Consider the following 12,765-nt stretch of genomic DNA (forward strand, 5'->3'; position numbering starts at 1 on the left):
TGCCGCTTCTGGCAAAACGAAACGGCTGATTCATAGAATGATTGAAATTGATGGCCGATTTGGTGGAACTGAGGTCAGAGACCGACCAGTTGCCGTATTGCCTGCGGCGTCGCGCCGTTTTCGCGCAGGGCGGAAAGGCCGGTGGCGGCCTGGCTCTTTGACAGTTTGCGCCCGTCAGGACCCAGGACCAGCCGATGATGGAAATAGGCCGGTTTCGGCAGGCCGAGCAGTTGCTGCAACAGCCGCTGGACCGAGGTGGCGAAGAATAGGTCGCGCCCGCGCACGACATGGCTGACGCCCTGCAGCGCATCGTCGACCACGACGGAGAGATGGTAGCTGGTCGGCACCTCGCGCCGGGCGACGACGACGTCGCCCCAGTCCCGCGGGCGGGCCTCCACCTCGCTCGTCGCGCCCAGTGTCTCGTCGGTAAATTCCGTCCATGACAGCGGTGTGCCGATGCGCGCCATCGCCGCCTCGACGTCCAGCCGCCAGGCGAAAGGAAGACCGGCATCGATGCGCCGGTTGCGCTCTCGCGTGGAGAGCGTCTTGTCGATGCCGGGATAGAGCGGCGCGCCGTCCGGGTCGCGCGGCCAGTTTTCGCCGCGCTGCTCGCGTTCGGTGATGAATGCGCGGATGTCGCCGCGGCTCATGAAGGCCGGATAGACCAGTTCCTCGCGGGCCAGCCGCTGGAGCGCTGCCTGGTACTCGGCAAAATGCTCCGATTGCCGGCGCACGGGCTCTGCCCAACTGAAGCCGAGCCATTCGAGGTCGCGGAAAATGCCGGCTTCGAATTCCGGCGTGCAGCGCGTGGTGTCGATGTCCTCGATGCGCAGCAGCAGGCGTCCGGCGCTCGCCTGCGCCAGTTGTTGGTTGAGCAACGCCGAATAGGCGTGGCCGAGGTGCAGTTCGCCGTTCGGGCTGGGCGCGAAGCGGAAGGTCGGGCGGGTCATGCGCTGGAATCGGGTTGCGACGCTGTTTTCGGTTGCTACTTTGCCCCGGCGGGGGCGACAAGGAAACCATGCAACGCATCGTGACACTGGAAGACGTCGGGCGCGGCCTCGAGGAATTGAGCGTGATCGACCCGCGCCTTGCCCGGGTGCGCGAAATGGCGGGCGAGGTGCCGCTAAGGCTCTCGGAACCGGGGTTCCGCAGCCTGGCCTCGATCATCGTCGCCCAGCAGGTGTCGCGCGCCAGCGCCGACGCCATTTTCGGGCGGCTCGAGCGGCTTGTCGACCCGCTGACGCCGCAGGCGATCCTGGCCGCCGGAGAGACGGTGTTCCGCGACGCCGGCCTGTCGCGGCCCAAGCAGCGCGGCCTGCTCGCGGTGGCGCAGGCGGTCGCCGACGGGCTCGACCTCGACCGGCTGTGCGTGCTCGATGCCGGCGAGGCGATGACGCTGATGACGGCGGTGTCCGGCATCGGCCCGTGGACGGCCGAGGTCTATCTGCTGTTCGCCGCCGGCCATCCGGACATTTTCCCTGCCCGCGACGTGGCGTTGCAGACGGCGGTCGGCCATGCGCTCGGCATCGAACCGCGCCCGGCGGAAAAGGCGCTCGCGGCGATTGCCGAATCATGGTCGCCGTGGCGGGGCGTCGCTGCCCGGCTGTTCTGGGCCTACTATCGCGAATTGAAGGGCCGTGAGGCGGTGCCGCCTGCTTGAGGCCACGAAAATGTGCGAAAATCACGCGTTCCCGGCGGTGTGCCGGCCCGATAATCTGCTTCACATCCCTGTCATGTCGGGCTTACAGTATCGCCATCGTACCGGTCCTTGAGTCTAGGAGGTCGAGAGCGTGACGGTCGCCGTATCTGCGGATGGGCTTCCTGCTTTGGTGCTGAATGCGGACTATCGCCCGCTCAGCTATTACCCCCTGTCGCTGTGGTCGTGGCAGGACGCCATCAAGGCTGTGTTCCTCGACCGCGTGAACATCGTCGCCGAGTACGAGCAGGCCGTTTCCTCGCCCACTTTCTCGATGAGATTGCCCAGCGTCGTCAGCCTCAAGGCCTATGTCAAGCCGATGCGCCATCCGGCGTTCACGCGCTTCAACGTGTTCCTGCGCGATCGCTTCCAGTGCCAGTATTGCGGATCGCTGGAGGACCTCACCTTCGACCATGTGGTCCCACGTCGTTGCGGCGGGGCAACGACGTGGGACAACGTGGTAGCAGCCTGTTCGCCCTGCAATTTCAGGAAGGGCGGCCTGATGCCGGCGCAGGCGAAGATGTGGCCGCGCCAGAAGCCTTACCAGCCCAGCGTGCAGGACCTGCACAACAACGGCCGCCTGTTCCCGCCTAACCATCTGCACGAAAGCTGGATGGACTATCTTTACTGGGACGTCGAACTCGAACCCTGATCGCTGACAACCAGTCAGCGATGGCTGTCAGCGGCGGGCGAAGGCCCCGCGGAAGGCGACGATGGCCAGCACCAGGCTGGCGATGACGTTCCACCCGGCCATGGACAGACCGAGAATGCGCAGCGCCGCCTTGTCGCAGGAAGGCGGAACGAACTTGTCGAGCGCATCGAGCACGCCGTTGCCGCCGGTATCGACCGGGCCGGCGACGTTGGTGCAGTCGGTCGGGCCCGGCCACCAGGCCCATTCGACGCCCGAGTGGTAGATGCCGAGGCACATGCCGTAGAACATCAGCAGCCCGCCGACGGCGAGCAGGCCGCGCGTGATCCACGCCGGCGCGCGCAGCGCCGAGGCAAGGGCGGCAAGCAGCATCAGCGGCACGCCGACATAGTAGGGGATGCGCTGCTCGTAGCAGAGCTTGCAGGGGATGTAGCCGCCGATGTACTGGAAGGCGAGCGCGCTGCCGACCACGGCCGCCATCGCGACCGCGAGGAAAAGCGCGGTCAGCCTGCGGGTGCTTTCGGTGGCTTCGATGGTCGAGATCATGCTCGTGCTCCGGTCTGGCGGCTCTGCTCAGGCGATGTATTTGACGATGATGTAGAGCAGAATTAGGACGCCGGCAGCGAGGCCGGCAATCAGCCCCAGGCGTTTTTCGATGAAGTCGCGGATCGACTCGCCATAGCGCCGCAGCAGCCAGGCCAGGAGCAGGAAACGCGCGCCGCGCGCCACGACGGCCGAGACGATGAACCAGCCGAGCGGGAAGCCGACGACGCCGGCGAGGATCGTCACCACCTTGATCGGCGGCAGGTGCGCCAGCCCAGAGGTGACCAGCATCAAGAGGATGATGCCGTCGCCCGAGGAGAGCCGCAGGTGCTCGAACTCGTCGAACTTGCCGTAGAATTCGAGGATCGGCCGGGCCAGCGCGTCATAGGCGTAGTGACCGATGAACCAGCCGGCAATACCGCCCAGCACCGAGGCGATGGTCGCCACCAGCGCATAGCGGTAGGCGCGGCCCGGACGCGACAGCGACATCGGCAGGAACAGCACGTCCGCCGGGACGAGGAAGACCGAGCTTTCGACGAAGGCGATGATGGCGAGCCACCATTCGGCGGATTTCCTTGCCGCGAGCGACAAGGTCCAGTCATACAGTCCACGCAGCATGCTTTGTCCTCGGGATGCGCCGCAGCAATAGGAAAATTCGCACCGGCATACAATGGCCATGCGCTCACGAAATCATCCGCCGCCGGGGCGTTCGTTATCGCCGCAGGGCGGGAGCCGTCATGGCCGTAAGGAAACGCACATGCAAAGCGGTTGACGAGCGGGGGTCGGGGCGTGTAGTTCGCGCCCAGCCGGACCAATCCGGCAGCGCCTGTGCGGGTGTGGTGGAACTGGTAGACGCGCCGGACTCAAAATCCGGTTCCGAAAGGAGTGTCGGTTCGATTCCGACCACCCGCACCATTCGACCCTTTTTATCGCGTATTCTCGATAGGCTCGAGAATTGAAGACAGATTAGTCGCTTTCCAGGCGGTTTTCCTGACATGCAACAATACCCTGCAGGGCGACGCTTGCGTTGGCGCCGGGCGCTGTCGACCCAACCTCGTTCGGCATGGCGCGAGCCTATGGCTGCGGGGCGAATTTGCTCGAATGCTAGCTAAATCTTAACAAACCCTGAAAGGGTTGATTCAGCCGAATCGGCCAGATCTTGCTCTCGCAAAGCCGCAGTGTGCCGCCGCGCGATGGGAGACAGCAAGGTTATGGAAGACCGTTTCGAGCTCGTTCTGGACCCGCACGACCTTTGGATGGTTTGGGACAAAGAGAAGGAAGAGCCAGTCGTTTTTGCCGACCAACTCCTGGCTGGTCTGAGCAAGTCAGAGGCGGCAGCGGCCTGCGAGGTACTGAACGAAATTTACAAGCGGCGGAAACTCGAAGACGCTGCCTGACACCCGATTCCTGGCGGTCGGCGTTAGCCTCACCCGTCCGCCGTTCCTGCCAGGTGCGAGGTAACGGCAATTCAGATCATACCGCCATTGGTGCGCAGTACCTGACCGTTGATCCAAGCGCCTTGGTGGGTTCGCTCTCCGCTTCCTGACCGGCCGGCGTCCTTCGGACTCCTCGCAACCCCGACGGCCGATGGACTTTTGCGTGCCCGCGTTGTTCGCTGCTAAGCTTGTCTTTTGCCGCCCCAGCGGCCGAACCGGTCGCTCCGGAGCGGCGTCATATCGATGTCCGGGGTCTCGCCGCTGACGAGCTCGGCCACGAGCCGTCCGGTGACGCCGGCCAGCGTCAGGCCAATATGGCCGTGGCCGAAGGCGTAGGTGACGTTGGGCAGTTCGGGGGAATTGCCGATCACCGGCAGCGAATCCGGCATCGACGGGCGGAAGCCGAGCCACGTTTCCGTGGCTTCGCCGGCACGGGGAACAAGCTTTCCGACTCCCTTGCGGATGATCTCGATGCGGTTGGCGCTGGGCGGGGCGGAGAGCCCGCCGAGTTCGACGGTCCCGGCGGCACGCAGGCCGTCCGCCATCGGCGTCATGTAGAAGCCTTCCTCGACGAAACAGACCGGCCGGTTCAGGAGCTTGCCCGCCTCGGGGAACAGCACATGGTAGCCGCGCTCGGTGTCGAGCAGGATGCGGTCGCCGACCTGGCGGGCGAGCAGCGCCGAGCGGGCGCCCGACGCCACCACCAGATGGTCCGCCTCGTGGTCGGCTCCGTCGATGGAGAAGGCGACGCGCGAGCCCGCGCGGCGAAGGTTCGTCGCCTCGCCGGTCAGGAATTTGCCGCCTCGCTCCACGATCGCCTGCGCGAGGGCGGCGGCAAGCCGGCGGGGGCTGTCGATGGTGAAGGCGTCGTTGAACAGCACGCCGCTGTGGTAGAGCGGGGCGACGTTCGGTTCCAGTTCGCGGACCTGGCTGGCGTCGAGCCGGGTGAGGTTGACGCCGTGTTGTTCGCGTCGGCGATGCCAGTCGTCGGCGGCATCGAATTCAGCCTGCGACTTGTAGAGGTAGAGGCAGCCGGTTCGGCGCAGGAGCGGCTCGGCGTTCGCGGTCTCGATCAGCGGCATCCAGCCCGCTTCGGCCCGGTTGAGCAGTGAGGCCAGCACCGCGATGATGCGCGCGACTTCGGCTTCACGGCCGGCGCGCAGGAAGGCGAGAAGCCACGGCAGGAGATGCGGCAGGTAGCGCCAGCGGATCGCCAGCGGCCCGTTCTGGTCCGCGATCATCCGCGGCACCTGCCAGACGAGGCCCGGCGTGGAGACAGGCAGCACCGCCTGGGGTGCGAAGGTGCAGGCATTGCCGTAGCTGGCGGCCTGCCGCCATGCCGCGTTGCCGAGCGGCGGCTCCCTGTCCGCCAGCGTGACCTGAAAACCGCGCATCTGCAGCCAGAGCGCCGAGGCGAGGCCGACGAAGCCGGCCCCGATGATGGTGACGTGCCGGCGCTCCGGCTGGGAAGGTCGTGCCGGGTTCGGGCTCATCGTCGTTTCCGGTTGCGGGTCTAGGCGGCGACCCTACGTCAAACGAAAGCGCCGTGACAGTGCTTGTATTTCTTGCCCGAACCGCACGGACACAGTTCGTTGCGGCCGACCTTGCCCCAGCTTGCCGGGTTCTTCGGGTCGCGGTCTTCCGGCGCGACGACGGCGCCGGCTTCCTGCCGCACCAGGACGGCGGTGTCGCCGCTGTGGAAGTCGTCCTCGCCGGTGGTGCCGTCGATATGGCTGCCATAGGCTTCCGGCGCTTCCGGCGGCGGGGCGTCGGCGGCCTGGCGTACCAGCTCGACACGCATCAGCTGGCCGGTGACGATCTGGCGCAGGTTGCCGAGCATCGTCTGGAACAGCTCAAAGGCCTCGCCCTTGTATTCCTGCAGCGGATCGCGCTGGGCGTAGCCGCGGAAGCCGACGACCGAGCGCAGGTGGTCGAGGTTGACGATGTGCTCGCGCCACAATGCATCCAGCGACTGCAGCACGACGGAGCGCTCGACATAGGTCATCACTTCGGGGCCGAAACGCTCGGCGCGGTCGGCCACGGCGGCATCGACGGCGGCGGTGATGCGCTCGCGGATCGCGTCCTCGGCGATGCCTTCTTCCTGCGCCCATTCCTCGATCGGCAGGTCGAGGTTCAGGTACTGCTGCACCTCGGCCTTGAGGTTGGCGACGTCCCACTGCTCGGCATAGGCGTTTTCGGGGATGTTCTTGGCGACGATCTCCTCGATGACGCCGTTGCGCATCTCGGCGACCATTTCGCCGAGGCCCTCGCCGTCCATCAGGTCGAGGCGCTGTTCGAACACCACCTTGCGCTGGTCGTTGGAGACGTCGTCGTATTTCAAAAGGTTCTTGCGGATGTCGAAGTTGCGGGCCTCGACCTTGGTCTGGGCCTTTTCCAGCGCCTTGTTGATCCACGGGTGGATGATGGCTTCGCCTTCCTTCAGGCCGAGCTTGCGCAGCATGCCGTCCATGCGCTCGGAGCCGAAGATGCGCATCAGGTCGTCCTGGAGCGACAGGAAGAATTTCGAGCGTCCGGGGTCGCCCTGGCGGCCCGAGCGGCCGCGAAGCTGGTTGTCGATGCGCCGCGATTCATGGCGTTCGGTGGCGAGCACGTAGAGGCCGCCGGCGGCCAGCGCCTGTTCCTTCAACCGCGCGACGTCGGCGCGAATTTCCTCCTCGCGCGCCTCGCGCTCCGGGCCTTCCGGCATGTCGGCCAATTCCTCGGCGATGCGCATGTCGGCGTTGCCGCCAAGCTGGATGTCGGTGCCGCGGCCGGCCATGTTGGTGGCGATGGTGATGGCGCCGGGCTTGCCGGCCTGGGCGACGATCGCCGCCTCGCGCTCATGGTGGCGCGCGTTCAGCACTTCGAAGTCCTTGAAGCCGTCCTTGCGCAGGCGCTCGGCCAGTTGCTCGGATTTCTCGATCGAGGTGGTGCCGACCAGCGTCGGCTGGCCCTTGGCGTGCGCTTCCTTGATCTCGCGCACGATCGCCTGGTACTTCTCCTCGACGGTGCGGTAGACCTCGTCGTCCTCGTCGATGCGCTGGACCGGGACGTTGGTCGGGATTTCCGTGACCTCGAGCCCGTAGATGTTGCCGAATTCCTCGGCCTCGGTCAGCGCCGTGCCGGTCATGCCGGCGAGCTTCTTGTACAGGCGGAAGTAATTCTGGAAGGTGATGGAAGCCAGCGTCTGGTTTTCCGGCTGGATCTGCACATGCTCCTTGGCCTCGAGCGCCTGGTGCAGGCCTTCGGAATATCGGCGGCCGGGCATCATGCGGCCGGTGAACTCGTCGATGATGACGATCTCGCCGTTGCGCACGATATAGTCCTTGTCGCGCTGGAAAAGCTGGTGCGCCTTCAGCGCGTTGTTGACGTGGTGGACGATGGCGACGTTCTCGACGTCGTAGAGCGATTCGCCCTTCAGCAGGCCGGCATCGCGCAGCATGTTCTCCAGCTTTTCCGTGCCTTCCTCGGTGAAGGTGGAGGTCTTCTGCTTCTCGTCGATCTCGTAGTCGGCGGGCACCAGCTTCAGCATGAAGGCGTCGATGGTGTTGTACATCTCCGAACGGTCTTCGAGCGGGCCGGAAATGATCAGCGGCGTGCGCGCCTCGTCGATCAGGATCGAGTCGACCTCGTCGACGATCGCGTAATTGTGCGGGCGCTGCACCATCTGGGCGCGCTCGTACTTCATGTTGTCGCGCAGATAGTCGAAGCCGAGCTCGTTGTTGGTGGCGTAGGTGACGTCGCAATTATAGGCGTCGCGGCGCTCCTCGTCGTCCATGCCGTGGACGATGATGCCGACGCTGAGGCCGAGGAACTTGTAGATGCGGCCCATCCATTCGGCGTCGCGCTTGGCCAGGTAGTCGTTGACGGTAACGACATGCACGCCCTTCTCGGCTAGCGCGTTGAGGTAGACGGGGGCGGTCGCGACCAGCGTCTTGCCCTCGCCGGTGCGCATCTCGGCGATGCCGCCGTCGTGCAGCACCATGCCGCCGATCAACTGCACGTCGAAGGGGCGCAGGCCGAGCACGCGGCGGGCGGCCTCGCGCACCGTCGCAAAAGCCGGGACGAGCAGGTCGTCCAGCGTCTTGCCGTTGGCGAGTTCCTCGCGGAATTTCTGGGTGCGGGCCTTCAACTCGTCGTCGGAAAGCGCCCGAATTTCGTTTTCCAGTGCGTTGATGGCCTGAAGCCGTGGCTTGGTCGCCTTGACGCGGCGATCGTTGGCGGAACCGAATACCTTGCGGGCGAGAGCGCCGAAACTGACCATAAATGGTCCCTTTGCTTGTATTCCTGGCCGTCGCGACAGCGCTGCCGAGCGCCATCGAAATCCGCCACGAGGGGAACAAAACACCGAAAAGCGCCCGAAAACGGTTCTGGACGCGGAGTCGGTGGACAGATAAGAGGGGGCTCAATCGATGTCAACGGCGCTGCATATTCCCCTTTGACGCCAGATTCCGCCATATTCCGGTCGATTTGAAAGCGCTTCTCGCCTCAACTGTTTCTCTTGGAGTTCCCTTCTTATGATGTTGTTGTCCAGACGCTCACCGTTCGCCGGCCTCGGCTTCGTCCTCGGCCTTGCCACGCTTTCCCTTTCGCCGGCCTTCGCGCAGGAAGCCGCCCCGTCGGCGCCGGCCCAGGCCGCGGCCCCGGCCGACCCCGCTGCCGTGGTCGCCACCGTCAACGGCAAGAACATCACCGAGGCCGACCTGTCGCTTGCCGAAGGGGAACTTTCGCAGCAATTTGCGCAGCTTCCGCCCGAGCAGCGCCGTGCTGCGGCCCTCTCGGCCGCCATCGAGATCAAGGTGCTGGCCGACAAGGCGGTGGCCGACGGGCTGGACAAGGACGCTGAATTCCAGCGTCGCGTCGCCTTTCTCCAGCAGCGCGCCCTGCACGGCGAGATGGTCGAGAAGGAGGTTGTCGGCAAGATCACCGACGACGAGCTTCGTGCCCGCTACGACAAGGAAATCGCCGCCCAGCCACCGGTCAACGAGGTGCATGCCCGTCACATTCTCGTGAAGACGAAGGAAGAGGCCGAGAAGATCATCAAGGAACTCGACGGCGGCGCCGATTTCCAGAAGCTCGCCAACGAGCACACCAACGATCCGAGCGGCAAGACGAACGGCGGCGACCTCGGCTATTTCGGACCGGGCCAGATGGTGCCGGAATTCGACAAGGCGGCGCAGGCGCTGGCGATCGGGGCCTACACCAAGGAGCCGGTGCAGACGCAGTTCGGCTGGCATGTCATCAAGGTCGAGGACAAGCGCGCCAAGCAGCCGCCGGCCTTCGACGCGGTCAAGGAAAACGTCCGCTCGATGGTGATCCGCGACAAGTATTTCGCGCTGGTCAAGCAGGCGCGCGCCGACGCCAAGGTCGAGATTCCCGACGCGGCGCTGAAGAAGGCGGTCGATGCCGCCGAGGGCGCCGAGTAAGGCCGGCTTCGTTGCGGCCGCGCATCCGGCGCGGCACAGCCGAGATTGGTGGAACGGGCGGGCTTGAAGTCCGCCCGTCCTGCTATTGGCGATGCCTTCTCTTTCCAACGGCGGCGCGACGGCGCGATACTGGCCTGCAATGCGCTCGTAGCTCAATGGATAGAGCAACGGACTTCGAATCCGTAGGTTGCAGGTTCAAGTCCTGCCGAGCGCGGTGGTTTTTCTGTCTCACGCCGGTTCGCTTCGCTCACGGCTCCGACGGGGCCATGGCCCATGGCGTGGCAGACCCCTGCTCCGGTTTGCTTTGCAAACCACCTCTCCCCCTCAAAAGGGGAGAGGAAGGACGTTGCGCTTGCGATTTTCGTTTCCTCTCCCCCGTCGATCGGGGGAGAGGTGGCTCGGCGAAGCCGCGGCGGAGTGGGGGGCGAGCCTCATAGGCGATCGCATTGCGGTTCGGGCGGCTTCTTCAAGCCAAATCGCTTGCACAGCGCCGTCGCATCGGGCAAACCGGCGACATTTCGCAGTTTCCCGCCGAGGCTTCCAATGTCCGCATCGATCTCGCCGCTCGCGCCCAAGAAATACCCGAAAATGCCGGCCGTCGAGGGCGTGCGCATTGCCACCGCCGAGGCCGGGATCAAATACAAGGGCCGCACGGACCTCCTGGCGATGGTTTTCGACGAGGGAACGACCGTTGCCGGCGTCTTCACCCGTTCCAAATGCCCGTCGGCTCCGGTCGACTACTGCCGGGAGAACCTGGGCGGCGGCAAAGCGCGCATGCTGGTCGTCAACTCCGGCAACGCCAATGCCTTTACCGGAAAGAAGGGCCGCGAGACGACCCGCATCACCGGCGAAGCCGCCGCCAAGGCTGCGAACTGCAAGCCGGGCGATGTCTTTCTCGCCTCGACGGGCGTCATCGGCGAGCCGCTCGACGCCTCGAAGTTCGGGCCGCTGCTTGCCGGAATGGTCAAGGAAGCCAAGCCCGACCTGTGGGTCGAGGCGGCCAGGGCGATCATGACCACCGATACCTATCCGAAGGTGGTCACCGCCACCGTCAGGCTCGGCGACGTCGACGTGACCCTGAACGGCATCGCCAAGGGCGCCGGCATGATCGCGCCCGACATGGCGACGATGCTGTCTTTCGTCGCCACCGATGCGCCGATCGCGGCCCCGGTGCTGCAGGAGCTGCTGTCGAAGGGCACGGCCAAGACCTTCAACGCGGTCACCGTGGATTCCGATACCTCGACCAGCGACACGCTGCTGTTGTTTGCGACGGGTGCTGCCGCCCGGCGCGGTGCGGCGCCCGTCGTCGACGCCAGGGACGCCCGCCTTGGGCGGTTCCGCCGCGCGCTGGGCAAGATGCTGAAGACGCTGGCGTTGCAGGTCGTGCGCGACGGCGAGGGCGCGCGCAAGCAGATCGAGGTGACGGTGACCGGCGCCAAGTCGGCGCGTTCGGCCAAGCGCATCGCGCTTTCGATCGCCAATTCGCCGCTGGTCAAGACGGCGGTGGCCGGCGAGGACGCCAATTGGGGTCGCGTCGTCATGGCCGTCGGCAAGGCCGGGGAGCCGGCCGACCGCGACCGCCTCTCGGTCTGGTTCGGCGACAACCGGCTGGCGCACGAGGGCGAGCGCGACCCCGCCTATTCGGAGGAGGCGACCTCGGCCTACATGAAGCGCGACGAAATCCGCATCCGTGCCGATATCGGCATCGGCCGCGGCAAGGCGACGGTGTGGACCTGCGACCTCACCAAGGAATATGTCGCCATCAACGGCGACTACAGGAGCTGATCTGGTGCCGCAGCACCCCGCCAGCATCCTTGCCACCGTACGCCGCTACGAAGCGGCGGGCTTTCGCGCGTGGCCGGCGGCGGCGGTGCATTACGACGGCACCTGGGTGGTGCGGCTGACGGCGGGCCATCCAGCCAAGCGGCTCAACTCGATCACGCCGCTCGATCCCGGCGACATCGATGGCATGGCGGATCGGATCGGCCGCGCCAGCCGGCGTTTCGAGGCCTACGGCCGGCCGCTCACCTTCCGCCTGTCGCCGTTGGCCGGTTCGGTCATCGCCGCGCATCTCGACGCGGAAGGCTGGAGCCGGTTCGACGATTCGCTGATCATGCGCATGCCGCTGGCCGACGCGCCGGTGGAGAACGCGATCGACCAAATTCCGCTGCGCGACATCAGCCGCTTCGTCAGCGCCTCGCTGAAGGTGCATGGCTCGGACGCGTCGTTGCGGCCGGGCCTGTCGGAAATCATCGGCGCGATCCAGCCCGAGGCCGGGCTGTTCGTGCTGGAGCGCGGCGACGAGCCGCTGGCGACGCTGATCTGCGTGCATGACGGCGACCTCGCCGGCCTGTTCGAGATCGCCACCGACGAGTCGGTGCGCGGGCAGGGCCATGGCCGCCAGCTGATCCTTTCGGCGCTGAAATGGGCGCGCCTGCGCGGCGCGCGCGAAGCCTGGCTGCAGGTGGGAGCCGATAACGGGCCGGCGCTCGGGCTCTATCGCAGCCTCGGCTTCAGCGACGTCTACCATTACCACTATCGCCGGCCACCCGGAGCGCAGACGTGTTGAAACCGGATGGACGGCGCCTGGTCCTGGTCGCCGCTTGCGCGCTGATCGATGCCGATGGCCGCGTGCTGATTGCGCAGCGCCCGCAGGGCAAGCAACTGGCAGGCCTGTGGGAGTTTCCCGGCGGCAAGGTCGAGCCCGGCGAGACGCCGGAAGAATGCCTGATCCGCGAATTGCGCGAGGAGATCGGCATCGAGACCAAGGTCGCCTGCCTGGCGCCGCTGACCTTCGCCAGCCACAGCTATGACGACTTCCACCTGCTGATGCCGCTCTATGTCTGCCGCCGCTTCGAAGGGATCGCGATGCCGTTGGAGGGCCAGAAGCTCAAATGGGTGCGGCCGCGCCAGATGCGCGATTATCCGATGCCCCCGGCCGATGCGCCGCTCATCCCGGCCTTGATCGACCTGCTCTAGGTTGCCGCCGTTCGCGGCAGGGTTGTACGCCGCCGG

At 65.9% G+C, this 12,765-nt stretch carries 12 protein-coding genes and 2 tRNA genes; 9 read left to right on the top strand and 5 right to left on the bottom strand.

Annotation, left to right across the window (positions count from 1 at the left end):
• Positions 1-74: 74 nt before the first annotated feature.
• On the bottom strand, positions 75-950 hold the full coding sequence (gluQRS, locus tag ACFOHJ_RS14055; RefSeq protein WP_378221443.1) for a tRNA glutamyl-Q(34) synthetase GluQRS: 876 nt from the start codon (positions 948-950) through the stop codon (positions 75-77).
• Between the two features lie 68 nt (positions 951-1,018).
• On the opposite strand from gluQRS, the gene ACFOHJ_RS14060 reads away from it, so the two are divergent.
• Together ACFOHJ_RS14060 and ACFOHJ_RS14065 are read left to right on the top strand one after the other, a co-directional pair.
• Positions 1,019-1,660, top strand: coding sequence for a DNA-3-methyladenine glycosylase family protein (locus tag ACFOHJ_RS14060; protein WP_378221445.1), 642 nt, complete (start codon positions 1,019-1,021; stop codon positions 1,658-1,660).
• A 130-nt stretch (positions 1,661-1,790) separates the two neighbouring features.
• Positions 1,791-2,348 (top strand): HNH endonuclease, encoded by a 558-nt coding sequence (locus ACFOHJ_RS14065; protein ID WP_378221447.1) that lies wholly within the window; start codon positions 1,791-1,793, stop codon positions 2,346-2,348.
• A 27-nt stretch (positions 2,349-2,375) separates the two neighbouring features.
• Here the strand turns inward: ACFOHJ_RS14065 and ACFOHJ_RS14070 are convergent, their stop codons facing one another.
• Together ACFOHJ_RS14070 and ACFOHJ_RS14075 are read right to left on the bottom strand one after the other, a co-directional pair.
• Positions 2,376-2,891 carry a disulfide bond formation protein B gene (locus tag ACFOHJ_RS14070; protein WP_378221450.1) on the bottom strand — a complete coding sequence of 172 codons (516 nt, stop codon included), beginning with the start codon at positions 2,889-2,891 and terminating at the stop codon, positions 2,376-2,378.
• Between the two features lie 27 nt (positions 2,892-2,918).
• Positions 2,919-3,506: a YqaA family protein gene (locus ACFOHJ_RS14075; protein ID WP_378221453.1), complete on the bottom strand. Its 588-nt coding sequence runs from the start codon at positions 3,504-3,506 to the stop codon at positions 2,919-2,921.
• Between the two features lie 212 nt (positions 3,507-3,718).
• On the opposite strand from ACFOHJ_RS14075, the gene ACFOHJ_RS14080 reads away from it, so the two are divergent.
• Positions 3,719-3,803: transfer RNA gene (locus ACFOHJ_RS14080), tRNA-Leu, on the top strand.
• Positions 3,804-4,099: 296 nt separating this feature from the next.
• Entirely contained in the window at positions 4,100-4,285 is a 186-nt protein-coding gene (locus tag ACFOHJ_RS14085; protein WP_378221456.1) for a hypothetical protein, read from the top strand.
• Between the two features lie 221 nt (positions 4,286-4,506).
• Here ACFOHJ_RS14085 and ACFOHJ_RS14090 read toward each other — a convergent pair whose 3' ends face one another.
• Positions 4,507-5,817, bottom strand: a complete 1,311-nt coding sequence (locus ACFOHJ_RS14090; RefSeq protein WP_378221458.1) for an NAD(P)/FAD-dependent oxidoreductase — start codon at positions 5,815-5,817, stop codon at positions 4,507-4,509.
• 38 nt (positions 5,818-5,855) lie between these two features.
• A complete protein-coding gene (secA, locus tag ACFOHJ_RS14095) occupies positions 5,856-8,588 on the bottom strand; it encodes a preprotein translocase subunit SecA (protein WP_378221460.1) in 2,733 nt (910 codons plus the stop codon).
• A 253-nt stretch (positions 8,589-8,841) separates the two neighbouring features.
• Between secA and ACFOHJ_RS14100 the strand changes: the two genes are divergently transcribed.
• From ACFOHJ_RS14100 to mutT, 5 genes are all read left to right on the top strand, one after another.
• A complete protein-coding gene (locus ACFOHJ_RS14100) occupies positions 8,842-9,750 on the top strand; it encodes a peptidylprolyl isomerase (RefSeq protein WP_378221463.1) in 909 nt (302 codons plus the stop codon).
• A gap of 141 nt (positions 9,751-9,891) precedes the next feature.
• A tRNA-Arg gene (locus ACFOHJ_RS14105) sits at positions 9,892-9,964 on the top strand.
• Positions 9,965-10,293: 329 nt separating this feature from the next.
• On the top strand, positions 10,294-11,535 hold the full coding sequence (gene argJ, locus ACFOHJ_RS14110) for a bifunctional glutamate N-acetyltransferase/amino-acid acetyltransferase ArgJ (RefSeq protein ID WP_378221465.1): 1,242 nt from the start codon (positions 10,294-10,296) through the stop codon (positions 11,533-11,535).
• The gene (locus tag ACFOHJ_RS14115; RefSeq protein ID WP_378221468.1) at positions 11,504-12,319 is read left to right on the top strand and encodes a GNAT family N-acetyltransferase; all 816 of its coding nucleotides are present in this window, start codon (positions 11,504-11,506) and stop codon (positions 12,317-12,319) included. Before argJ ends, ACFOHJ_RS14115 begins: the two co-directional genes overlap by 32 nt.
• On the top strand, positions 12,313-12,729 hold the full coding sequence (mutT, locus tag ACFOHJ_RS14120; RefSeq protein WP_378221469.1) for an 8-oxo-dGTP diphosphatase MutT: 417 nt from the start codon (positions 12,313-12,315) through the stop codon (positions 12,727-12,729). Before ACFOHJ_RS14115 ends, mutT begins: the two co-directional genes overlap by 7 nt.
• Positions 12,730-12,765: the final 36 nt, after the last annotated feature.

Origin of the sequence: Aquamicrobium soli (assembly GCF_042646345.1) — a bacterium.
GTDB classification, from domain to species: Bacteria; Pseudomonadota; Alphaproteobacteria; order Rhizobiales; family Rhizobiaceae; genus Mesorhizobium; species Mesorhizobium soli_A.